The following is a 23,631-nucleotide window of genomic DNA, read 5'->3' on the forward strand; positions in this document are numbered from 1 at the left end:
TTGTCGTTCCACTTGCAACCGAGTTATTTCATTATTACGCTCTTCATAGTAACGAAATAAAACTTGCCAGCTGGTTGACGAAGGCATCAACATTGCGGAGGAACGACATCTTGTCGTTCCACTTGCAACCGAGTTATTTCATTATTACGCTCTTCATAGTAACGATAAAAAAATTGCCAAGTTTTTGAAGAGGGCATTAACATTGCGGAGGAACGGCATCCTCCGGCTACACAAAAAATTAGCTGGTTATGTAGAAATAGAAGAAAATGAAAGTTTCAGGGCATTGCACCTTGCTTTTTTGCCATAGACCTCTATTTATTAAGTTTATTACTGTTTGTTTTACCTATTTAGCAAGACACGACATCAATCAATATAAGAGGAAAAGTGCTGAATTTTAACAACTTATATGATACTGTTATAAAAAAAGGGAGCTTGAGCGCTAAATTCTCCTTGACATAATCAGATATAAAAGAAAAGTAAATAAATCAGCTATGGCTTAACCATCCAGCAATGTTAAAATCTAAAGGAAAAGTTAATTTTATTATGCAAGAGAATATTATTATCCAAGGTGATTGCATAGAATTAATTAGGGAACTTCCCGATAATTCTATTGATCTGATTTTTGCTGACCCGCCTTACAACCTACAACTTTCAGGGGAATTATACAGGCCAAATCAGACCAAGGTCAATGGTGTAAATGATGATTGGGACAAATTTGATTCAATGAAGGATTATGATATCTTCACAGAGAAATGGCTTAGGGAATGTTATAGAGTAATGAAACCCAACGGTTGTTTTTGGGTAATTGGCACATACCATAATATCTATCGGATCGGGGCAATAATGCAAAACCTGGGATTCTGGATTCTCAATGATATTATTTGGATCAAGACAAATCCTATGCCTAATTTCAAAGGCACAAGGTTTAATAATGCCCATGAAAATCTTATTTGGGCTACTAAGAGCAAATCTTCCAACTATACTTTCCATTATCATTCTATGAAAGTGATGAATGATGATATCCAGATGAGGAGTGACTGGTTAATACCAATTTGTCAGGGAGAAGAGAGAATAAAAATAAATGGACAAAAAGCTCATTCTACGCAAAAACCCGCTGAGTTACTATATAGAATAATTATCTCAACTTCCAATCCTGGAGATATTGTATTGGATCCTTTTTCCGGAAGCGGAACAACGGCAGCAGTCGCCAAAAGGTTGGGTAGAAAATACATTGCCTTTGAAAAGGAAGAGCTCTATGTGAAAATATCCCAAGAAAGGGTGCAAAAGATAATTCCCTTGGAGAAACCCTTACTTGAATATTTAATTGAAAAAAGAACTCCTAAAGTACCTTTCGGAAATCTAATTGAAAAAGGTTATGTTAAAGTTGGTGAATTCTTATATTCTGATAATTGTCGATATTCTGCACAAGTGATGGCTGATTCTTCAATCAATTACAATGGGCAGATCGGGTCTATTCATAAAATAAGTGCTTTGATTATAGGTAAGACAAGCAATAATGGCTGGGGATTTTGGTTTGTGAAAAGAGACAATACCTTAGTAAGCATCAATGATCTTCGTTATCAATATGAGCAAGAACAACTTGGGATTAAAAAATCAGATTTTATTCAGGAGATAATGTTTAACTATCAATAAAGGCATATCTTATAAGGAGTAAAATTTTATGCATCTTATGGAATATAACCAATTTACACAAATCCTAAATGAGAAAATCTTTGAAAGCTCTAAACCGGATTTGTTAGACAAAATATCTAAAAATCCCAACAGGTTTATCGGTTTATTTAGACCTACAAGAGCCAAGGCGAAAGTTATGCAAAATTTGTTGCAGTCCCATGAAATCAAATTCGGGGAAGCTTTTGAGTCCATTGTAGAAAAATACTTCCAACTTATTGGCAGTAAAATATTAGATCACAATTTGCAAGGGAAAAACGGAAATATGCTTTCTATTGATCAGTGCTTTTGGATGAATGAAGAGATATATTTCATTGAACAAAAAATCCGCGATGATCATGATTCCACAAAGAAAAGGGGTCAGATACGAAATTTTGAAGATAAATTATATTCTCTGATTAAGAAATATCCCCCCAATAAAGTGAATGGGTTCTTTTACTTCATTGATCCTGAATTTAAGAAAAATAAGAATTATTATCTTGCTGAGATATGTAAAATTAAAAAAAGCTATGGAGTAAAAGCGCTTCATCTATTATATGGTAGTGAGTTATTTGAGTTTATTGGTCGTCCTGATATTTGGGATGAGATTATTAGATATTTGGCAAAGTGGAAAAAAGAAATACCCGAATTACCGGAATTGAATTTTGATAATAGTCCCCAAAAATCATACGAAGAAATTAAAGACCTTAATCCTTCAATATATAGAAACCTGTTTTCTAATTCAGCTGTCGTGAAAGAAATATTTCCTATTTTATTTCCCGAGAAATTAACCCTGAAATACCTCAAAGATTATTTCCACAGTCAAGAATCAGAAATATACCGGAATCTTTATAAATCTCTTTCTGATATTATTAATGACCTGATTTATTCTCCATAATGATAAAACTGATATACTGAATATCATATTCTCAGAAAATAAAACTTGCCAACTGGTTGAAGAGGGCATCAACTACCCGGAGGAACGACATCTTGTCGTTCCACTTGCAACCGAGTTATTTCGTTTTAGAGCTCTTCATAGTAACGCTGTAAAATAAAAAATGTGGTTGACGAGGGCATCAACTACCCGGAAGAACGGCATCTTGTCGTTCCACTTGCAACTGAGTTATTTCATTATAGCGCTCTTCATAGTAACGATAAAAAAATTGCCAAGTTTTTGAAGAGGGCATCAACTACCCGGAAGAACGACATCTTGTCGTTCCACGGGCAACCGAGTTATTTCGTTTTAGAGCTCTTCATAGTAACGAAATAAAACTTGCCAAGCTTTTGATAAGGGCATCAACATTGCGGAGGAACGGCATCCTCCGGCTACACAAAACCATCTGCAGCGGATTTAATAGCAAAGCACTTTTGCCTCACATAGTAAGATAGCCGTAATTGCTGTAACATAGCCATTTCTTTAATAATCCTTTAGAGCTTCCTTAACACTTCTTTAACCTCGTTAAGGAATCGTTAAAGATATGTTAAAGGAACATAAGAAGAAAAAGCAAGAGGCAGGTAACAAATTGTATAACTGATTGAAATATAATTGAATAATCCCCATAAGGAAATTTTTGCTTGACAGGATGTCCAGTCCTAAAAAATTATTCCTCTCATCAAATGAGCTAAGGACAATGATGAAGAAACACAAGAAAAAATTACTGGCTTGTCTAATTGGGATTCAGGTAATGTTTATTGCACCGGTAATTGCTCAAAATATGGCAAGCTTAAGCGGGGAAGAGTTTATTGCAGATAAAACTGTGGCTGTGATTGACTCTTTGCACACTCAGGAGCCACCGGGATCACCTCCGGGTGAAACGATGGTCGCTACTTATTATTCTAAACGATTTCAGGGCAGAAAAACAGCAAGTGGCGAAAGATATAGCCGCGATGCCTTAACTTGTGCCCACAAAACCCTCCCCTTTCAAACCTTCTTAAAAATAACCAATCCTCAAAACAGCAAATCCGTTATCGTGCGTGTAAACGATAGAGGTCCCTTCAATCGTGGCAGAGATATTGATCTTTCGTATGCTGCTGCCAAAGAAATAGGGATGTTGGCTGCGGGGGTTCTTCCTGTTCAGGTGGAAGTTTTAGAGCAGGTTTATAACGATACGCTGCTGGCGAAAAATTAAAATAGTTATCATTCCTTATTCACAACTTGTTATGGATAAAGACAGGTAACTAAAGATGCAACCGCTTTTAACACTTTCCTTCTCTGTGCAGCAGGCAATTGCTGAAAAAAAACCGATTTTGGCAATGGAATCTACTGTGCTTACGCATGGCTTACCCTATCCTGAAAATTTGGAAATATTGCAGACCTTGGAAGAACTTTGTCTGGAGCTTGAAGTTGAGCCAGCTACAATCATTATTCTGGACGGTAAAATTCATATTGGCATTACCCAAGCGGAAAAAGAAAATCTGCAGCACAAAATGAAAAACGGAGAAGAAATACAGAAGTTTGGAATGCGGGATATTCCCTATTCCACAGCTTATAAAAAAAGCGGAGGGACAACCGTTTCTGCCACAATGCTGCTTGCCTGTAAAGCCGGAATAAAGGTTTTTGCCACAGGTGGAATAGGCGGAGTACATAGATTTTGGAATGAGACCCTGGATATTTCTTCCGACCTGAAATCGCTTGCGGAAATTCCGGTAATTGTTGTTTCCGCTGGTTGTAAAGCCATTTTGGATATTTCTACTACGCTGGAAGTTCTGGAAAGTTATGGCGTTCCAGTGCTGGGTTGGAAAACCGATGAATTTCCTGCTTTCTATTCCAGAGTTAGCGGAAAAAAAATAGACAGAATTGAAAACGCCCAAGATGTGGTAAAAATATATCAGGCGATGCTGAAATTATATCCATATCCAACAGGAATTCTGGTGGCAAATCCGGTGCCGGAAAAAGATGAAATTCCTTATAGCAAAATGGATAAATATATTACAGAGGCAATTGCTGCAGCAAAGGCAAAAAATATTTCAGGCAAGGAACTAACTCCTTTTCTGCTGGCAAATTTGGCGGAAAAAACAAAAGGGCAATCAGTTCAAAGTAACCTGGCACTGCTTAAAAACAATATTATTGTCGGTGCGCAAATAGCTAAGGAGCTACAATGAAAATTTACATTTCAACCGATATGGAAGGTATCCCCGGAACTTTTAACTGGGAACAGGAAAAAACTAACCGTCCCGAAGTGCTTAAAAACTATCAAACACATATCACGGACTGCCTGAATGCTATTTTATATAGCGGATTTAAGGATTTTATTGAAGAAATTACTATTGCCGATTCCCACAGTGGGGGAGATAACTTAAGCTACGATATAACCGCATTGGATAAAAGAATATCGTTAATCTCAGGCGGACCCCGACCCCAATATATGATGCCTGCTTTTGATAGTGACTATTCTCTGGTGTTTTTACTGGGCTATCATTCCGGCACAGGAACCTGGAAAGGTAATATGGATCATACCTATTCTAACAGCAAGATATTCAGAATTTGGATTAATGACATCCCGATGAATGAAGCAATGATAAATTCTGCTTATGCAGGTTATAAAGGTGTCCCCGTGGCTTTAATAAGTGGAGATAAGGCATTGGAAGAACAAATCGCTGAAGCTATGCCCTGGGTGCATTTTGTTAGAACTAAAGAAGCAGTAGCCAAATTTGCCGCTAAGAATTATTCTTCTATCATCGTGAAAGAAGAACTGGTGAAAGCCGTTCAGGCATCTTTAACAAAAAAAGATATACCTCTATATACTTTCTCCAGTCCAATCCGCCTGAAAATTGAATTCCATTCTACTTCTATAACCGATTGCGCTGCTTTATTACCCCATTCCAAACGCCTTGATGGAAGAACTATAGAATATGTGGATGACGATTACGGGGTTATTTTTGAAGCGATAATGGCTCTGGTGACACTGGCTTACGGAGCGACATTGTAAAAAAAGAGTTAAGCGAGATGGTGAGATGGCGAGATGGAAAGAGAGAGATAGCGAAATAGATATTTTTACAAAGAGGAAAAGAGGAAAAGAGAAAAAGAGAAAAGAGAGATGATTTTACAAAGAGAGAAAGAGGAAAAGAGATTTGATTATAAGTCAGGAGTGCTTATAACTAAATAAGTTTGAGGGTAGGTAAAAGTTTATATAAACGCTAATGACCCTTACTTACTTTACTCGTTATTGTTTAGCAAGTAGCTTTTCAAGCGCTTCACAGATTCCTCCACCCCAATAATGGCAAAAGTGGAAGGTAATTCAGGACCGTGCATTTTACCTATTAAAGCTAAACGCAAAGGGGTGTAAAATGCCTTTCCCTTAATTCCCGATTCTGCTATGCCGGCATTGATTATATTTTGGATTTCTTCCGTTTCCCAATTAGTTACAGTTGGTAATTTCTGGACAAACCAGGAAAGGACTTTCTGCGCTTCAGGAGTAGCAAGTATTTTTTCTTCCTCTTCGGTTAATGTATCCGGCAGATAAAACATTTTACAGTAGTCCACAATTTCATTCAGTAAAGAACATCTTTCTCTGGCAACTGCGATGCAGAGGTTATATTTTTCAGGGTTGCTGATATCATAACCCTTTTCTAAAAAAAGTGGTTTACAACGCAAGGCAATTTCTTCCAAAGGCAGAGAGCGTAAATAATGTCCATTCATCCATTCCAGTTTGGTCAAATCAAAAATTGCGCCTGCCTTATTCACTTTTTCCAGAGCAAAAAATTCACAGAGTTCTTCCAGAGTAAAAAGTTCGCGTTCATCAGCAGGATGCCAACCCAGTAAAGCCACAAAATTAACTATAGCTTCTTTTAAATATCCTTTAGCTAAATAGTTATCTACGGATACATCATTCATCCGTTTGCTTAATTTTGAGCGATCAGGATTAAGAATTAAAGGTAAATGCACCCATTTTGGCGCTTCCCACCCTAAACATTCATAAAGATAAATATGTTTGGGAGTGCTGGAAAGCCATTCTTCCCCTCGGATGATATGAGAAATTTGCATAAAATGGTCATCTACAACAGCTGCCAGATGGTAAGTAGGAAATCCATCACTTTTCAGTAAAACCTGGTCATCGGACTGGCTGGAATCTATTTCTACTTCACCCCGAATCAAATCATAAAAGCGAAATCTGCGGTTATCCGGCATTTTTAAACGAATTACATATTTTTCACCAGCGGCTATCTTGCTTTCAACTTCAGCTTTACTTAAAGACAGACAACGACGGTCATATTTAACAAATTCCCCTTTTTCCTGTTGTTCTTTTCGCATCTTTGTTAATGTTTCGGATGAACAAAAACAGGGATAGGCAAAGCCCTTTTCCAATAAATACTGTGCCTGTTGATGGTATAAATTCAGGCGTTGGGATTGAATATAGGGTCCGAAACTTCCTTCTTTACCTGGTCCCTCATCAAAATCCAACCCTAAATTATGTAAAGAAGCAATCAGATTTTCTACGGCTCCGGGAACAATTCTACTTTGGTCTGTATCTTCAATCCGGAGAATAAAGGTTCCCTGTTCTTTACGGGCAAAGAGATAATTGTAAAGAGCAGTCCTCAAACCCCCAATATGTAAAAAACCTGTTGGACTGGGAGCAAAACGCACACGAACTTGTTGCATAAGAAATTCCTTATCCTTATTTTTCCAATAACTGTTCAATGGAATTGTAAAACTGATATTTTAACACCCGATATTTGGGGTTATAATGAATTTTATATTGCTGTGAATGCCTTGGAATAGCTTTGCTTTCTGCAATAGTATTCACTTCCTGCCATTCTGTTATATCAAACACTGCCAATTCCTGGACAACGGGTATTGCCTCTTTCCAGAGTTTAGTTATATCTAAATTATAAGTATAATCCAAAACGGATTCTTGCATATATTCCGCTAAAATATAGCTCTTACGGTAAAGTTCGGTTATCGCTTTCTCCGGGCGCATACTTTTGTTTGGAAGCAATAAATCCAAGCTTAAACGAAAAAAGCCATTACAGGAACCGATATCCTGTTTAAACGGTCTATAGGGTTCAGGATGTAATAGCATTTCGGTCATAATTCTTTTGGCTGCCTCATCCTTATCTGAAATCAGGTGTGCGGGTCCCAGATATGCTTGAAAGACAAGTTTATAAATATCAATCAACTGCAAATGAGGATGAAGAGTTAGTTCCAGAGAAATAATCTGCTTAATATCCATTGCCCTGCCGTTAGCGTTATTGTGCTGCATACTTAATTTCACCTTTTCTTACAACATAACAAAGCTGCGATGTTTCTTTTTCTACCGGTTGCGAATAAATTGATAAATCGGCTACATAAGATGGTTTTATCTGTCCTGCACAATGCTCTTCAAAGTTTAGCCAGGCAGCATTTTTGGTGTAAATATCAATTGCCTGGGCAATGGTTAAACCCTCCTGCGGATTATGATGATGGATAGCAGCATTGATTGATTGGGCTGCATTTAGCGGGGTTACATACCAATCCGAACCACCGGTAATAGTAATTCCGGCTTTTAGTAAGGTAGCAAAGCGATTCATTATTTGGCTACGCTTAATGCCTAATTTCTTGGCATAAAAGCCATTTTCTCCACCCCACAGCAGATCAAAATTGGGTTGCATAACAGGAACTGCTTTAGAAATGGCAATTTCCTGAATCAATGCATCGTCCGTTAACTCACAATGAATTAGCTCGTGGCGTAATTCTTCCGTAGCAGGAATAGCTTTATAAACATTATTTATTTGCCGAATTGCTCTATCTCCAATACAGTGAACTGCTACCTGTAAATTGTGTTTACTTGCTTCGTTTATAAATTGCTGCCAGAATTCATCACTCTGATAGAGAACACCTCGGGAAGTGCTGTTTAAATAGGGCTCAGAAACAGCTGCGGTTTCTGAACCGATGGAGCCATCTGCTAAAATGCAACCTCCGATTCTTTGGGCTCCTGCATTCAAAGCTGCTTCAATATTAAAAGATTGAGGATAGAGGATAAAACGCAAAGGAAATTGATCCAAGTTATCTCTGATAAGCTCATAATGAGTAATACTGTTCTGAGCGTTGCCAATCATTGTATGTAAACTGCAAAAACCTGCTTGCAAGCCAAGTTTAGCTGATACCTGATAAGCTTCCAAAATCCTATCATCTGTTAAGCAACTATGAAAATAATGAACTGCCCTGTCATTTTCTGCTCCCCGCAAAATTTCCCTATCGGTATCCAAATCCTTAATTTGCTTCCGGGCAAAGGAATTGAGCATACAGGAATGACCATCTATTCTTCTTAAAAGCAATGGTTTACCAGGAACAGCGGAATCCAGTTCTGGAACCGTAGGAAAACGCTTTTCTGCTAATGAGGTTTCATCCAGCTGCCAGGCAAAGATTATTTCATCTTTTGTCTTTTTTGCACTTTCAGCAGAGAGCAATTCCAAAACCTCTGCAATGTTTTTGGCTATAGATAAATCTACCCCAAGGGAATATAAGCCCCCTTCAAAACTGTGAGTGTGAGTATCAATAAAGCCCGGATAGGCATAAGCCCCGGCAAAATCCTGTTGATAGAGCTGCTTATATTGTTCCGGAACAGGATAGGGCAGCTGTTCTATAATAATTCCCTTTTCTACTAATAAAGATTGGGGTTCTGCGGTAAACCTGTCATTCACCCAAAGATAGAGATTAGATAAAACTTTCACTGTTCTTCCTTACCTAAAATTTGCTTCAGCAAATCATAAAATAACCGAATCGGGAAGCCCATCACATTGAAATAACATCCTTCTACTTTGATTATAAATTGTGCTCCATAACCTTGAATTCCATAGGCACCTGCTTTATCCATCGGCTCTCCAGTGGCAATATAGGCATCTATTTCAGCTTCGGTTAGCGGGGCAAATTGCACAAAGGTTTGCTCGTAGCTGATATTAACTGTATCGTTGCAGTAAATACAGATACCGGTAAAAACACTATGCCGGCGACCGGAAAGGATACTGAGATAACCTTTAGCTTCCGTAATGTCTTGTGGTTTGCCTAAGATAATATTATCTATCGCTACCAAAGTATCCGCAGCTACAATTAAAGCGTCATCAGGCACTTTGTTCAGCACTGCTTTCGCTTTAAGCAAGGCATTTTCCATTGCCTGATTTTGCGGTAATTTATCATTAACCTTTTCTTCAATCTCTGCGGGAATAATCTGATAGGCAATACCCAAGAGAGAAAATAATTCTTGTCTGCGAGGTGAAGCAGAAGCAAGAATTACTTTTTTATGGCTTAACAAATTATGTATCATCACTTTAATCCTTTGCTGCATAGAACAAAATAGCGGTTTTCAGTCAATAAAATTCTCAGTTGCTAAAAAATAACTTGCCTGAAAGCTTGACCTCAGATTTTATAGTTCCTTAGAAGAAAAATATATCCAGGAGGATACAAATGGAACGCGTACATAACTTTAACGCCGGTCCTGCAGTTCTGCCCGAAGAAGTGCTTAGAGAGGCACAGGCAGACCTTTTCAATTACAAAGGGATGGGTCTTTCCGTTATGGAAATGAGCCATCGCAGTAAAGAGTATGAAGCAATTATCAATGAAGCCAGAGATGCTGCAAAACGGATTTATGGCATTGGTGATGACTGGGATGTGCTTTTCCTGCATGGTGGTGCCAGTTTACAATTCTTGATGGTTCCGCTGAACTTTATCCCGGAAGGTAAGATTGCGAATTTCATCCATACCGGTGTGTGGAGCAAAAAGGCAATGGGAGAAGTTAAAAAGATAGGTAAACCAGTGCATATTGCAGCCAGTTCTGAAGATAAAAGCTTCAGCTATATTCCCAAAACCTATCAACTGTCAGATAATCCTGCCTACCTGCATATTACTACGAATAATACTATTTACGGCACCGAATGGAAAACCGATCCTGATGTTCCCAAAGAAATTCCGTTAATTGCTGATATGAGCTCAAACTTTATGAGCAAGCCCGTTGAGATTAACAAATACAGTTTAATTTATGCCGGTGCCCAAAAGAATATCGGTCCTGCTGGTTGTGCAGTTGTTTTAGTGAAGAAGGACTTCTTATCTACCGGAGCTACAAATCTGCCTTCTATGCTGGATTATCAATTGCACGCCAAAAACGGCAGCTTGTATAATACTCCTCCCTGTTTCACTATTTATATGATTGGGTTAGTGTTAAAATGGATTGAGGATTATGGCGGACTTGCTAAAATTGAAGCAAATAACAAAGCCAAGGCGAAATACATTTACGATGTAATTGATGCCTCCGATGGTTTCTATAGGGGAACTGTTGTTCCTGAAGACCGTTCTTTGATGAATATCACTTTTCGCCTTCCCAGCGAAGAACTGGAAAATCTTTTTGTGAGTGAAGCCAAAAAGAATGGAATGATTGGTTTGAAAGGTCATCGTGATGTAGGAGGATGCCGTGCTTCCTGTTATAATGCACTTCCTTTGAATGCAGCTCACACTTTGGCTGAATTTATGAAGAATTTCCAACAACAGAATGGATAATTTAACCCTTTTAAAACCCTGATTATTATAAACTGCTGTAGTATTTTTACAATGCTGCAGCAGTTGATTTTTAGCAGAGAAAATTTATAGGCGAGGTTCAATGTCTCTATTAAATCTAATTGCCAAAGGCGGCTTCCTGATGTATGTGCTGACGGTTATTTCCGTTATCAGCATAGGTATCGTAATTGAAAAATATCGGCAGTTTAGAAAAGTGCGGCTTGCCAATTACAAACTGCTGCAAACCTTGAAAGGGCAGGATAAACTGGAAAATTATCGTGCTCTTATAAATATGCACAACAGCTCATGCCCGATGGGTGTGATGCTGGATAAACTTTTTAACAGCCAAAGTGATGACCTGGATTTGATTAACCAAAGTATGGAAGCCACGGCAAACCTGGAATTGCATCGGTTGGAAAAAGGATTGGGTTGGCTTTCTACCTTTGCAGCGATTGCCCCGTTAATCGGTTTTTTAGGCACTGTTATTGGTATGGTGAATGTTTTTATGAAAATTCAGGCAGGCAGCCAAAGCGGAGTGGATATTTCTATGCTTGCAGGGGGAATCTGGGTTGCCTTGTTAACTACGGTAGGAGGTTTAATTGTAGGGATAGCCACCATCATTTTTTACAACGATTTAGTGCAGAAACTGGAAAACATTGTTAAAGATATGCAGGATACAGCCATTGAGTATATCATCAAATACAAGAACTTAAAACAGAGTAAACTATGAAATTGCGTGTTTCCAAACAGCGTATTTCCACCACAATGCTGATATCAATGACGGATGTTATCTTCCTGTTGTTGCTGTTTTTGCTAATCGGCTCAAATTTCGTCAGCCAAACGGGTTTGCCGATAAAGCTTCCCGGCTCTTCCACTGCTGTAAGACAAAGCTCTCCGACCCTGTTAATTACTTTTTATGGAGACGGACGCTTGTTTTTTATGGATAAACCGATAACGATGGAAGAACTGAAAACTATTTTAGGGCAAAAATATCAAAATCCAGAGCAGATTGTCCGCATTGCCATTGAGAAACAGGTTCCAGTGCAAAAGCTGATAAACCTGATGGATATAGTTCGCAGCGTTGGCTATGAGAGAATTTTTGTAGCTACGACAGCGGTGGAGAATAAATAGTGCGTCGCTTTTCTCCTGCCAAGCTCTTAAATGGTTATTTCCTTTCTGCCGTGTTCCATCTCTTGCTGTTTTTGCTTTTTGCCTTATATGTTATCCAACCCTATCTTCCGGAAAAATGGTATTCTTTTGAATGGGAGCCCTTAAAGGATAGCACTGTAATGGAGCCAGCTAATAAAGAAGCTATCGCAAACGGCAAAAATAACAATGCAGAGGCAGCAAAAACAATATCGGCAGGAAATCCGGGGAATACGGAACTTATTATTTCTAATGATACCCCTTCGGGCATTGGAGATAGCGAACCGGCTATAGCGATGCCTCTATCTGCGTTTACGGAAGAAGACACTAAAACAACTTTGCCAAATAGTTATTCCCGCAATCGTAATGCCAATGCTTTGAATGCAATTCCCGGAACATCAGCTGAGCGTAATTTTGCCTTTTCCACTACTTTGGAAGAAGGCGGGGGAGAAGCATATTTCATCCATCAGGCGCACCCTCAAATTTCTCCTACTGAAGAAGGGGAAGTTTATCTGGAATTTAAACTGACGGCAAAGGGTTTAGTTAATATGAACAGTGTGAATGTTATTTCCTATACTAATGCTACTTATGCTGAAGCAGTAAGGAAAGTAATGCCTTTATGGAAGTTCGGTTTTAAAGGCAGTTATAATCCCAGACAACTTTATCGTCTGCGTTGCAGGTTTGTTATCAATGAATGAATATTGCTTTCCAGAACAGATACCTGTTTTAATGGGCATTCTGAATGTTACAGAGGACTCTTTTTCTGATGGAGCACAGTTTTTGGATAGAGAATTGGCATTAAAGCATACGGAAACAATGATAGCTGAAGGAGCAGAGATAATTGATATAGGAGCAGAATCAACTCGTCCGGGTTCTTTGCCTGTTTCCGCAGATATACAAATCCAAAGGATAATCCCTATTTTAAGTTATCTTAAAGCAAAATACCCGGAGGTATCTTTTTCCGTTGATACTCAAAAAGCTACTGTTGCGGAAAAAGCGATAGCGAATGGTGCTACCATCATCAATGATATTTCAGCTCTTAGAACTGATCCTGCTTTAGCAGAACTCTTAGCTGCCCATCCACAGGTTAAAATAATCCTGATGCATATGCAGGGAACTCCTTACACGATGCAATTAAATCCTGTTTATCAAGATGTGTTGAGGGAAATCAATGTCTTCTTTCAGGAGCGCATTGATTTTTGTGTTACCCAAGGCATTTTAAGAGAAAATATTATACTTGATCCGGGCATTGGTTTCGGGAAAAACTTGCAGCATAATTTGGCTATTCTTGCTAATTTGAAAACATTTAAGGAATTCGGTTTACCTCTTGTCGTAGGTGCCAGCAGAAAGAGTTTTATAGATAAAATTTCACCTTCGTCACCTTCACAACGCCTAGGTGGATGCCTTGCAGCTGCTTTAGTATCTGCTTTTGCAGAAATAAATATCTTGCGTGTTCACGATGTTCTTTTGCACAAGCAGTTTTTTGAGGTCTTAACTGCTATTGCCAAGGCAAAAAGGGACTAAATGGAATTTTTAATTCCCCGCTTTCAGGATATTGTAGATATTCTCATCATTGCTTTTCTCATTTATCAGGCATTGCTGATTGTGCGTAAATCCGGCGGTTATCAAGTTTTATGGGGTTTGTTGTTTGTAGTTATTCTCTATATCTTGGCAGTTGTTTTCAATTTAAAGATGGTGGGCTCGCTTTTAAGTGCTATTCGTAATTATTGGTTTATTGCCGTAGTCATTATTTTTCAGCCGGAATTGCGTTCAATTTTAGCGCGTCTTAATCTTCCGCGTGAGCTTAGCAAGGCATTTAATAAGCAGGAAAAATCCTCTCTATATGCTCCTCTGATAGATGCTGTTTCGTCAATGAGTTTTCGCAAAATAGGTGCCTTGATAGTGTTGGAAAATAAACGCAAGTTGAATGAATTTATCTATAGCGGAGAACCACTTGATGCAGCTGTTTCAATGCGTTTGATACTTACTATTTTCAATCCTAAAAGTGTGTTGCATGATGGAGCAATTATTATCCGGGATCAAAGAATTATGGCTGCCAAAGTAGTTTTACCCCTTTCCCAAAAGCCGGAATATATGCATAAATTTGGCACCAGGCATCTTGCCGGAATAGGCATCACAGAAATCAGCGATGCGATTGCGATTATTGTATCTGAACAAACAGGACAGGTTTCCGTAGCTCGTTCCGGAAAGATTCAAACCGATGTTGCCTTTGAAGAATTGTTGCAGATTTTAACTGATGCTACAAAATAACGATCCATTCCTAATCGGAATTACGGGAAATATGGGCAGCGGGAAAAGCGTCTTTTGCAATTTTCTTGCTGCCGGGAGCTTAAGAGTAATTTCGGCAGATGCTTTAGCCAATAAACATTTGGAAGACCCTGAAGTTGTCAGGGCTTTAGTTAATCGTTATTCCAAAGATATTCTTTTTTTTACAGAAGATAAAACCAAGCTGAAGATAAATCGCAAGCTTTTAGCCGAGAAGGTTTTCAATAGCGTCACAGAAACGAATTATTTGAATTCTATTATTCATCCCTTGGTGCTGAAGGACTTTCAACAAATAGTTGAACAAAGTGCCGAGAAAGCTCTTTGCTTTGAAGTTCCTCTCCTTTTTGAGGCAAATTTACAGGATTGCTTTGATTATATTATATTGATTAGTGCACCTCTGGAAACGCTTCTGCAGCGTTTGGAAAAAAGAGGGGAAGATAGAATTAAAGCTCAACAACGGTTGTTACACCAATTACCGGATACGGAAAAGCGACTTTTGGTAGATTTGGTTATTGAAAATGAAAGTGATTTGGATAAATTACAAAAAGCTGCTGCTGCTTTTATAGAAAAAATCCCGTATTTACAGTATAAAAAAACTCGTCCTTTTGCGTAAGCAACAGAAGCTATTCTTTTACCCAAAGAACCAAAGTCATTTATCCCTGCACATTTTTATTTTTTGAGTTAGCGATGATAGCGTTGCCTTTTCCTGAATGAAATTACAAGAAAGAAGCTATGTTCCTGTCAGCATATTGGGTTATAAAATTACTTTGGGGACTAATTATAAATACCTGTTGCCAAGCCACTTCCTTAACGACGCTTTAACGACTCTTTAACAATACATTAACCTCGTTAAAGAATCGTTAAAGATATTTTAAGGCAGCATAAGAGATTCAACTTAGCAGGGAAATATTTATGCAATCTTTAGATGAAAACTATATTAGGTAGGTATCCAGGAAATGACGAAAAACCGATTTTTTTCCAGAAAAAAAGCGGAGCTGCATTGAGCTCCGCTCGCTTTATTTTATTTTAACTTCAAGACCTCTCGACCTCAAAAACCTCTCGACCTCAAGACCTCTCGACCTCAAGACCTCTCGACCTCTCGTCCTCAAGACCTCTCGCCCTCAAGACCTCAAGCCCTCAAGACCTCAAGACCCCGGTCCTCACTTTTTCAGGATCATTTTCTTGGTCTCGGTATAATTTCCGGCTTTCATTCTATAAAAATATATCCCACTGGCAACAGAGTGATCCCTATTATCCGTTCCATTCCAGACAACGGTATGTTCACCTGCTTCCAGAGGTTTATTAATTAAAGTCCGGACTTTTTGTCCCAAGATATTATAGATATTCAATTCTACCGGGGTTTTATCCTTCACGCTGAATCTGATTGTTGTTTCAGGGTTAAAGGGATTAGGATAGCAACCTTTTAATGAAGTTATCGCAGTGATAACCGGGTCTTCATTGGCAACAGGTTGACCGGTTCCATATACGGGAATAGTATTTACTAAAGCATTAGGGTCATCGGAGTTTATTGTTAGGGTTCCTGAATACTCAATGTTTTCCAGGGGTTGGAAATTCACATTAAAAGTGAAGGATCCATTAGCCGGGATTGTGTATTCCAAGTAACAAGTAGGTAAAGTTATTTCTCCTATAAAGAAAGGTGCATCAATAGTTATAGTTCCCAGCATTGAAGCAGTTCCGCAATTACAAATTGTAACAGGTAAGGAAACGATATTATTGACTACAACTTCACCAAAGTTTACAAATTCTGAATCAGTTACAAATACAGGATTTCCTATTTGTTCACCCGTGCTGGGGAAAATTATATCATCAAGCCAGGCACAATCGCTGCCTTGAGACATTCCTGTGTCTTTAACATATTCCCATTTAAAAACATTAGTACCAACAGTAACAGGATAGGTAACCTGGCTCCAAAAATCGTCAGTTCCACTCCATTGGAATTTCATCTCTCCATTGATATAAAACTTCAGGAAATCGCTACTGGGCTCAGAGGAGACCTTTTTCCAGAAAGATATTTCACCTGCCTGAGGGCACTGATAAGTAATGCTTATAGAAGTGCTGGAGTTGTTCGTAATGGCAGGTGATTTGGCAGCCATAGAACCATTAAAACTATCCTGAGAAATAGTCCAGTTTCCGCCTTGAAACTGCCATGGGAAGCTACTGAAACCGAAATCAAAATTCTCCATTACTATTCCTACTACAATAGTATAGGTATGCACGCTCAGATATTCACCAAACATAGTCATTGCAGTAAGCTGAACCGAAGTGCCCATTGGAATTTGTGAACTGAAGGTTATATTATAAATCATCTGACCGGTTTGATTTACAGGTAGATTTTCAATAGTTGAAATAACAGGGGAAAGTAAATGATACACTCCATTTACAATCAAAGTTGTGGATATATTGGCAGCGTCACAATGCCCGGAATTGGTTACATTAAAAGTAATAGTAACATTTTCGCCGGCATCAATACGACCGTTGTCATTTCCTGTGCTGTCATTTATCTGTAAAGGACCCCATGTAATATTCGGGGCATAAGCAATGAAACTGCAGTCATCAGTAAAAGTTTCAGCATCGGAGGTAGTAATCGTTATATTCAGTTCTACTGTATGTTCATCAGGAACGACATTGGAAAGCTGAATTTGAAAAGCTTCAGCAGTTCCCGTTGTGCCATTGGCTATTTCAGCAATGCTGAGATTATTATTCAGGATAGTAATATATGGATCATCGGAAGATATATTAACAGTGATTCCGGAGGCAATATCACTACCGATATTGGAAATGTTAACATTTAAAAGAACGGTTTCACCCGTTGTAAAAACATTATCATTATTATCGCTGAAATTGGTTGCTTCTACCATTAAATAAGGTCCGGTGCTGGGCAGAACCTGAATGATTTGGATGTAGGTTTGATAATCAAAAGCGGAAATAGTTAAAGTTAAATCCATCGGTTGATCGGGAATAACATCCAAGTTTATAACACAATTACCGGTTGCATCGGCAGTTCCCTTTCCAAAAACTACTCCGTTGGCTGTTAAAGTAATCCGGGCAAAAGGAACGGTTTGAACATTAAAAACAGTCATCCCTAATAAGATAACCGGATCGCAAGTAGCAGTTATTACTTGAGGATTTTTAGTGCGAACCATTAAAGAGGCATCTCCGAAAATAGTCCAGGTTCTGGCATCGGCAAGACCCTGGCTGCTATAGACCTCCAGCATTTTATGGGCACCGTTAAAAAGCAAACTGCCTACCCGATGTTTCATATTTCCAACCAAAAGATCTGTTACTTCATCCTGAGCGCGCATTGGAGGAGCCCAACTCTGATTTATGGTAGAACCCCAAAAGGCAATTGCACCCGCAGGAGCATTAGTAGTTTCATTTACAGAGCGCATCCATGCTTCGGCAAAGCAGGTTTGGCTAACAAAATTACCGTTCACACAGGCAACAGAAACAATCAAAGGCAGCATATAATCGTTAGTTAGAGCATTCGCATTGCTATTGTTGAAATTTGTGGTTACCCAATATGTATCAGCACCGTGACCACAATAATTGATAAATCCTTTACCGGAATTCACAGAACTGGTCACTTGGGCAGCCGAGGCACCAGGATCGTAAATTTGGTCAACCAAAGTGTATCCATAATTAAGCAGGTCTGTGCGAATATTATTCATATGCACAATATCACTTTCACTCATATCCCCTTGTCCGCTTCCACCTTCAGCAGAGGCAATTCCGATTGCTTTTGCCAACCAGTCAGCTCCAGCAGTTATATCTCTTTCATAATATATGCTGCGGGCAATTTGAGTTTCCAATTCAGCTACTGTCTGAGCAGAAAAACGACCGACAAAGATATCGTAGTAGTTATCATTTCCTGCCAAAAGTGCATAAGAAGGATCACTTCCACCACCGGAATAAGTAAGAGTTGGAACTTGAGGTGCATCACCGATAAGTTGCACAAACATTAAGCCATTATTCAGATCATACTGATTTTGAATGTAGGTTTTGATATTGGCAGCAGTAGAACCTGCTTCCGTAACATCCACAACATCTACAGTAAAACCAAGCTGTCTTTTCCAGGTAACCCAGGGTTGAAGAGCAGCATCAAACATACTGTTTTTTATTACCAGGATTCTGCCTTCTTCATTCAGAGAAGGATATTTGGCAGAGCCGAAGTTGATAAACATATCCAGGTAAATACTTTCAAAATAGCTGCTGTAAGAAGATTTCGGGGTTAAAAGAGCATTATTGAAATCAGTGCCCTGTGCCTGCACAGAGAGATTAATCTTTGTGTAGATGCGCAAAGTTCTGGTAGCAGGATAATATACAAAAGGTTGCAACCGAACAGTTATGCCGCGATAATCACGCAAAATAAAGGGTTCAGTTAAGTAAGCAATTTCCGCAGGGTAACTTTCTCCGCTTTGATAGAAATCTGCAAAAGTATAGGGAATGGTGGCAGGATCAATATCACGGGTTAAGTTTCCTTTGGAAGGAGCCACCGGCATAACTAAATCTACAAATTCACTTTTGGTAATATTAAGATGCATAGCTGCGGTGGAAGGAATAATTAAGCTCCTGGCTAAAACAGGAACTTGAGGTAATCCTTTTTCTAAGGTTATCCCTTCTTTTTTAAGATTCAAATTATACCACTGCTCTCCATTTATAGTAACGGGTTCGCGATAAAAACTACCCAGAGTAAATTCCAGTTCCATATTGGCAGGATTGCTGTTAACTAAGCGAATATCATCAGGATATTGGCTAACGACAATTTGTTCGGCTGATAGAGCTATAAAACTCAACAGCAATACTATAAAGAATAAGGTCTTTTTCATAGTTTCCTTCTTTTATTTACTGAATAAAGGTAAAAATAAGCAATCATTTTTAAAACTCTCTTTTCTGTATCAGCAGGCATCCCTAAAAAGAGGATGCCTGCCATAACCTCTATTTATTTCATTAGCATCATTTTTTGAGTAGCAGAATATTTACTGCTTTGCATCCTGTAAAAATAGATGCCGCTGGAAACACTTTTACCCTGTTCGTCTTTGCCATTCCAGATAACAGTGTAATTTCCCGCTTTCTTATTTTCATTCACCAGGTTGCGAATTAACTGACCCTTGATGTTATAAATCTGAATTTTAACAGGTCCGTTATTACTTAAAGAATAGCGGATAGTTGTTTCAGGATTGAAAGGATTAGGATAGTTCTTTTGCAGAGCCGTTACCAGAGGGATCTCAGTATTATCTTCATTAGCAACAGGGTTTAGATTCACAGGAATTAGAACAGTGGAATGCAGTGGATCGTTTGTTGTAATTTGCAGATTGGTATGAATTTCCGTTACAGTAGTTCCGGCAGCGTAAGTTAAAGTGAAGGTTGCTGTTTGCCCGGCTTCAATCTGATAGGCAAAGTTAGCGGGCAAAGCACTACCGTTCTGGCTTAGTTCGAATTCCCCGGGAGTAGTAATAAATCCCTGCATAGCAATGTTACCCAAATTGCGCAAAGCAAAATTGGCAGTTACAACAGCTTCAGGAAGAACATTGTTAAAGACAATTTCTGAGGTGGAAGTATAGAATAGAGCCGTTTCCAAAATTCCCATTCCGGGGAAACGAATATCATCCAGCCAGGCACAATCATTACCTGATGCTTGAGATATATCCTTGGAATAGGTCCATTTGTAGGTATGATTGCCGGCAGCTACAGGATAAATTACTTCCGACCAACCGATTTCACCGCTCCAGGAATCCGTTTCAGTATTATCTATATAGAATTTTAGAAAATCATAATTTGCTTCACTGCTAACTCTACGCCAGAAGGAAATGTTTCCCTCGGCAGCTGCATCCATAGATATTTGTAAAGTAGTAGTATTATTATTAGATGTAGTTCCGGATTTTACTGCATAATTACCAAAATGCACATTAGTGGAGCCATTCACAATAATCCAGGGATTGGTGCTGTTATTTATCCACGGTAGAGCCGTAAAAGTTCCGCTTTCAAAACTCTCACCTACAATTCCTACAGGGATCATAATATTATGATTCAACAGCTGAATTCCAGCATCCATAGCAAAACCGATAGGTATAACTATATCTTCCGGGCAATCCTGATTGATAGCCAAATGCAGGACAATTGGTATTCCATTTCCTGCGGTAAGTGGAGGGATGATAAAACTATAATAATCCAAAGTGGCATAAGGGCTATTGAGAATAACCGTTAAAGTGCCTCCATCCACATTCATATGCCCGGTATTGGAAATAGATAGAGAAACAGTAACCGTTTCACCCGGTTCATAAACTCCATCGCTATCGCTATCAAACAAAGTGTGATTTCCGAAAACGACATTGGGAGCATTGATTGTTAAATTGCGTTGAGTTTCCCAACTATCTTCACCATTGCTAACAGTAATCACAAAATTGGCAAGATGCTGATCCGGAACATTGGGCAAAATACTGATATTAAATGCATTTGCTTGATTGATACTGCTTCCGGAAGTAATTTCGGGAAGGGAAACAACAGCATTATTTAAAGTGATATAGGGGCTGTCACAGGTTAAAGTGGCAGTTAAATTAGCGGCGGTTTCAATGCCTACATTATTGAAAAGCAAAGAGATATTTATGTTATCACCGGCTTCAGCGATATTATTATTTCCATCGTTTAATTCCAAAGTGCCGGCAGTAACATAGGGTCCCTCATTGGGGATAACTTCAATATTGGCAATTAAGGGCTTACGCAAAGAACGGGTTATTACAAGTTTTGCTATTCCGGGTTCAGTAAAAGGAGTATAATTCAAAGTTAAATTACCGCTGGCATCAGCTAAACCAACTCCATGCAATTCATTATTCATTGAAAGAGCTACATAGCTGTAAGGATCGGTTTGAATATCCATACTGCTAAAACCTAAAAACATTTGTGCGGGAGGAGTGTAAGCATTTTGAGCCGGAATTCCCAGATAGGGAACTAAAGAAGGATCACCCATAATGGAATAAATTTCCCAGTAATAATTGATCCGGGAGCTATTGGCTTGAACAACTGCCATATTTCCCATAAAAACCATACTGCCTGCATTTCCAGCCCAATCGGCAAAGGGTTCATTATGGTCATGAAAGAGAGCATCGTAAGCGCCTGTATGACCTGCTACAAAAGGAGAACCAGTTCCTACTATCGGGGGTTTATAACCAACTCCCCAATAATAATCCTCATCCCAATAAGTGCTGTTGGTTCCGCCAATATAAATGACAGCACCTTTATTTGTAGCCCGTAGCCAAGCTTCCGCGAAGCATATTGAATCGTCAAATTTACTGGTTAAGCAGCAATTTCCCACTACAAAACTATATTTATTGGTATTTTGCAAAGAGTTTACATTGCTAATCGTGATATTGGGGTCATACCAGTAAGTTACATCTCCATGAGCGGTATAATTAGCATAGCCAACGCCATTGGACAGGTTTTGAACGATAGCCGATTCGGAACTTCCGGATGAAGGATAAAGATAGGTGTGGCTTGTAATATTATGAGCAGTATTAAAATAATTATTTGTTCCATAATTTATCTGTCCATTTGCATGGGTGGTACTGTAATAGCTATCCACACCCGCAATCATAACTACTTCACTTAAATAAGCATCGCTGGGCATAGTGTATTGTTCATGCATCAGGGTTTTATTAACCTGATTGGTAACTTCAGCTACAGAAGTAGCGGAAAATCTGCCGAAATACAGTTCCGGCATATAATCAGTTCCCTGTAAACGCACATAATTAAGATCGGTAGGATGAGAACCTGTGCTTCCACTATTGGAAGGAACCTGGGCAACATCACCTACAATTAGAAGATAGGAAGGAGCAGGATTTTCCGTTGTAGCGGCATTCCATAAATTCTGCATATAGGTTTTTATGTTGCTGGCAGTATTTCCTGTTACAGATGTAGGAGCTACAATCACATTATAGCCCTCTTGTTTTTTCCAGTCAATAAAAGGTTGCATCGGAGCTATAAAATTATCCGGTAAAATAATTACATAGCCAATAGGATAACGCAGTAAAGATGAACGCGGTTCATCGTAATTAATAATTGTTTGGGTAAATACACTTGTAAAAGCAGAAGAATATGTTTTTGCCTGTAATTCTCTCGTAGCTGAATAATCCGCACCGCTGAAAGTAACTTTCACTTCCGCATTGTAAATAACCTCTATCTGTTGGAGAGCGGGATTGTATTTTACAGGTACAAAATCAACCGCAAAAATTCTGGTACCTCTCATCATTCCGATTTCTGTCACCTTTATAGAAGGATAATCGGTCCAGGTATTATTATTATAGAAATCCCTGTTCACTTCAAAAGGTAATTGAGTAATATCCGCCGATTTGGAAACGGATTCCTGACGCGGCATCAAAGGATAAACAATCCCCTGATTTGTTAAATTGATAATTTTGGAACTGCTGCTGATAAAACCGGCAGAAACAGTTGCCCCTAAAGGAACATTTATCAGTTGTCGCATTAAAGGCAGAGCAGGTAAACCGGTAATATTTGTAGTCGTAAAATTTACCGCATTGAGTTCCGTAAATATGCCTTCTTTGGTGTTGATTTCTTTAAATTGAAATTCATCCACAGCATACCGAATAGAAAGCCCGGTGTCACTTTTTTCCAGCAATTGAACTTTTGCCGGGTTGTCCTGTAATTTGATGGTTCCACTTGCAGCCATTAATAATGCTGAAGTAAATACCAGTAAGAGTATGAAAGAAATCTTCTTCATTACTTCTCCCTCTATTTTATTCTCATTGTTCTTTCTTTTTACTTTCTCAATTATAATATATGCAAATTTGAAGCCGAAAGAAGGAAAAAAATTAAGCTGCTACATCTTGACCAGGCATTTATTTTTTTGTTGTTGAATGAAAGTTGTTCTTGCAGTTCAGCTTACAACCAAGCTATTGCGTTTTTGTTACCGGGCTTTAACCTGCAATGCATTTTCTTTATTACTGAAGATATAATGATAGGGTAACCCGCATAACATTCCCGTATCACGATACGGGAACGATACCGGAACGATATGGGAAGGATATGAGGAGTGG

General features: G+C 38.7%; 19 protein-coding genes. 13 read left to right on the forward strand and 6 right to left on the reverse strand.

Annotation, left to right across the window (positions count from 1 at the left end; genetic code table 11):
• The first annotated feature begins 510 nt into the window (after window positions 1–510).
• From PLE33_03210 to PLE33_03230, 5 genes are all read left to right on the forward strand, one after another.
• Complete coding sequence (locus tag PLE33_03210; GenBank protein HPS60255.1) at window positions 511–1,653, forward strand: site-specific DNA-methyltransferase; 1,143 nt, start codon at window positions 511–513, stop codon at window positions 1,651–1,653.
• A 37-nt stretch (window positions 1,654–1,690) separates the two neighbouring features.
• On the forward strand, window positions 1,691–2,566 hold the full coding sequence (locus PLE33_03215) for a hypothetical protein (protein ID HPS60256.1): 876 nt from the start codon (window positions 1,691–1,693) through the stop codon (window positions 2,564–2,566).
• A gap of 736 nt (window positions 2,567–3,302) precedes the next feature.
• Complete coding sequence (locus PLE33_03220; protein ID HPS60257.1) at window positions 3,303–3,797, forward strand: septal ring lytic transglycosylase RlpA family protein; 495 nt, start codon at window positions 3,303–3,305, stop codon at window positions 3,795–3,797.
• A 55-nt stretch (window positions 3,798–3,852) separates the two neighbouring features.
• Window positions 3,853–4,770: a pseudouridine-5'-phosphate glycosidase gene (locus PLE33_03225; protein HPS60258.1), complete on the forward strand. Its 918-nt coding sequence runs from the start codon at window positions 3,853–3,855 to the stop codon at window positions 4,768–4,770.
• A complete protein-coding gene (locus PLE33_03230) occupies window positions 4,767–5,597 on the forward strand; it encodes a M55 family metallopeptidase (protein ID HPS60259.1) in 831 nt (276 codons plus the stop codon). The genes PLE33_03225 and PLE33_03230 overlap by 4 nt, the downstream gene beginning before the upstream one ends.
• Before the next feature lie 227 nt (window positions 5,598–5,824).
• Here PLE33_03230 and gltX read toward each other — a convergent pair whose 3' ends face one another.
• Genes gltX through PLE33_03250 form a run of 4 tightly spaced genes read right to left on the reverse strand, consistent with a single transcriptional unit; the run spans window position 5,825 to window position 9,908 of the window.
• Window positions 5,825–7,267: a glutamate--tRNA ligase gene (gene gltX / locus PLE33_03235; GenBank protein ID HPS60260.1), complete on the reverse strand. Its 1,443-nt coding sequence runs from the start codon at window positions 7,265–7,267 to the stop codon at window positions 5,825–5,827.
• Between the two features lie 16 nt (window positions 7,268–7,283).
• Window positions 7,284–7,868, reverse strand: a complete 585-nt coding sequence (locus PLE33_03240; protein ID HPS60261.1) for a hypothetical protein — start codon at window positions 7,866–7,868, stop codon at window positions 7,284–7,286.
• Window positions 7,855–9,318 (reverse strand): amidohydrolase family protein, encoded by a 1,464-nt coding sequence (locus PLE33_03245; GenBank protein HPS60262.1) that lies wholly within the window; start codon window positions 9,316–9,318, stop codon window positions 7,855–7,857. The genes PLE33_03240 and PLE33_03245 overlap by 14 nt, the downstream gene beginning before the upstream one ends.
• The gene (locus tag PLE33_03250; GenBank protein ID HPS60263.1) at window positions 9,315–9,908 is read right to left on the reverse strand and encodes a Maf family protein; all 594 of its coding nucleotides are present in this window, start codon (window positions 9,906–9,908) and stop codon (window positions 9,315–9,317) included. Before PLE33_03250 ends, PLE33_03245 begins: the two co-directional genes overlap by 4 nt.
• A 140-nt stretch (window positions 9,909–10,048) precedes the next feature.
• On the opposite strand from PLE33_03250, the gene serC reads away from it, so the two are divergent.
• The 8 genes from serC (at window position 10,049) to PLE33_03290 (ending at window position 15,396) form a co-directional block, all read left to right on the forward strand.
• Complete coding sequence (gene serC, locus PLE33_03255) at window positions 10,049–11,134, forward strand: 3-phosphoserine/phosphohydroxythreonine transaminase (protein ID HPS60264.1); 1,086 nt, start codon at window positions 10,049–10,051, stop codon at window positions 11,132–11,134.
• Window positions 11,135–11,234: 100 nt separating this feature from the next.
• Window positions 11,235–11,861 carry a MotA/TolQ/ExbB proton channel family protein gene (locus PLE33_03260; GenBank protein ID HPS60265.1) on the forward strand — a complete coding sequence of 209 codons (627 nt, stop codon included), beginning with the start codon at window positions 11,235–11,237 and terminating at the stop codon, window positions 11,859–11,861.
• On the forward strand, window positions 11,858–12,262 hold the full coding sequence (locus PLE33_03265) for a biopolymer transporter ExbD (GenBank protein ID HPS60266.1): 405 nt from the start codon (window positions 11,858–11,860) through the stop codon (window positions 12,260–12,262). The genes PLE33_03260 and PLE33_03265 overlap by 4 nt, the downstream gene beginning before the upstream one ends.
• Window positions 12,262–12,975 carry a hypothetical protein gene (locus PLE33_03270; GenBank protein HPS60267.1) on the forward strand — a complete coding sequence of 238 codons (714 nt, stop codon included), beginning with the start codon at window positions 12,262–12,264 and terminating at the stop codon, window positions 12,973–12,975. Before PLE33_03265 ends, PLE33_03270 begins: the two co-directional genes overlap by 1 nt.
• A complete protein-coding gene (gene folP / locus PLE33_03275; GenBank protein ID HPS60268.1) occupies window positions 12,968–13,801 on the forward strand; it encodes a dihydropteroate synthase in 834 nt (277 codons plus the stop codon). Before PLE33_03270 ends, folP begins: the two co-directional genes overlap by 8 nt.
• Window positions 13,802–14,548: a diadenylate cyclase CdaA gene (cdaA, locus tag PLE33_03280; GenBank protein HPS60269.1), complete on the forward strand. Its 747-nt coding sequence runs from the start codon at window positions 13,802–13,804 to the stop codon at window positions 14,546–14,548.
• Entirely contained in the window at window positions 14,535–15,176 is a 642-nt protein-coding gene (coaE, locus tag PLE33_03285; protein ID HPS60270.1) for a dephospho-CoA kinase, read from the forward strand. Before cdaA ends, coaE begins: the two co-directional genes overlap by 14 nt.
• Before the next feature lie 97 nt (window positions 15,177–15,273).
• Window positions 15,274–15,396 (forward strand): hypothetical protein, encoded by a 123-nt coding sequence (locus PLE33_03290; protein ID HPS60271.1) that lies wholly within the window; start codon window positions 15,274–15,276, stop codon window positions 15,394–15,396.
• 327 nt (window positions 15,397–15,723) lie between these two features.
• On the opposite strand, the gene PLE33_03295 is transcribed toward PLE33_03290, so the two are convergent.
• Together PLE33_03295 and PLE33_03300 are read right to left on the reverse strand one after the other, a co-directional pair.
• A complete protein-coding gene (locus PLE33_03295) occupies window positions 15,724–19,410 on the reverse strand; it encodes a C25 family cysteine peptidase (GenBank protein ID HPS60272.1) in 3,687 nt (1,228 codons plus the stop codon).
• 113 nt (window positions 19,411–19,523) lie between these two features.
• A complete protein-coding gene (locus PLE33_03300) occupies window positions 19,524–23,315 on the reverse strand; it encodes a C25 family cysteine peptidase (protein ID HPS60273.1) in 3,792 nt (1,263 codons plus the stop codon).
• Window positions 23,316–23,631 lie beyond the last annotated feature (316 nt).

The sequence above is a fragment of the Candidatus Cloacimonas sp. genome, assembly GCA_035403355.1.
Taxonomy (GTDB): Bacteria; Cloacimonadota; Cloacimonadia; order Cloacimonadales; family Cloacimonadaceae; genus Cloacimonas.

What these genes read in the sequence shown, in the direction of transcription:
- PLE33_03215 (HPS60256.1), top strand. Translation starts at nt 1,691, where the DNA reads ATGGAATATAACCAATTTACACAAATCCTAAATGAGAAAATCTTTGAA.
- PLE33_03265 (HPS60266.1), top strand. Translation starts at nt 11,858, where the DNA reads ATGAAATTGCGTGTTTCCAAACAGCGTATTTCCACCACAATGCTGATA.
- PLE33_03295 (HPS60272.1), bottom strand. Translation starts at nt 19,410, where the DNA reads ATGAAAAAGACCTTATTCTTTATAGTATTGCTGTTGAGTTTTATAGCT.
- PLE33_03260 (HPS60265.1), top strand. Translation starts at nt 11,235, where the DNA reads ATGTCTCTATTAAATCTAATTGCCAAAGGCGGCTTCCTGATGTATGTG.
- coaE (HPS60270.1), top strand. Translation starts at nt 14,535, where the DNA reads ATGCTACAAAATAACGATCCATTCCTAATCGGAATTACGGGAAATATG.
- PLE33_03225 (HPS60258.1), top strand. Translation starts at nt 3,853, where the DNA reads ATGCAACCGCTTTTAACACTTTCCTTCTCTGTGCAGCAGGCAATTGCT.
- PLE33_03240 (HPS60261.1), bottom strand. Translation starts at nt 7,868, where the DNA reads ATGCAGCACAATAACGCTAACGGCAGGGCAATGGATATTAAGCAGATT.
- serC (HPS60264.1), top strand. Translation starts at nt 10,049, where the DNA reads ATGGAACGCGTACATAACTTTAACGCCGGTCCTGCAGTTCTGCCCGAA.
- PLE33_03300 (HPS60273.1), bottom strand. Translation starts at nt 23,315, where the DNA reads ATGAAGAAGATTTCTTTCATACTCTTACTGGTATTTACTTCAGCATTA.
- PLE33_03250 (HPS60263.1), bottom strand. Translation starts at nt 9,908, where the DNA reads ATGATACATAATTTGTTAAGCCATAAAAAAGTAATTCTTGCTTCTGCT.
- PLE33_03220 (HPS60257.1), top strand. Translation starts at nt 3,303, where the DNA reads ATGAAGAAACACAAGAAAAAATTACTGGCTTGTCTAATTGGGATTCAG.
- PLE33_03230 (HPS60259.1), top strand. Translation starts at nt 4,767, where the DNA reads ATGAAAATTTACATTTCAACCGATATGGAAGGTATCCCCGGAACTTTT.
- gltX (HPS60260.1), bottom strand. Translation starts at nt 7,267, where the DNA reads ATGCAACAAGTTCGTGTGCGTTTTGCTCCCAGTCCAACAGGTTTTTTA.
- PLE33_03210 (HPS60255.1), top strand. Translation starts at nt 511, where the DNA reads ATGTTAAAATCTAAAGGAAAAGTTAATTTTATTATGCAAGAGAATATT.
- folP (HPS60268.1), top strand. Translation starts at nt 12,968, where the DNA reads ATGAATGAATATTGCTTTCCAGAACAGATACCTGTTTTAATGGGCATT.
- cdaA (HPS60269.1), top strand. Translation starts at nt 13,802, where the DNA reads ATGGAATTTTTAATTCCCCGCTTTCAGGATATTGTAGATATTCTCATC.
- PLE33_03290 (HPS60271.1), top strand. Translation starts at nt 15,274, where the DNA reads ATGAAATTACAAGAAAGAAGCTATGTTCCTGTCAGCATATTGGGTTAT.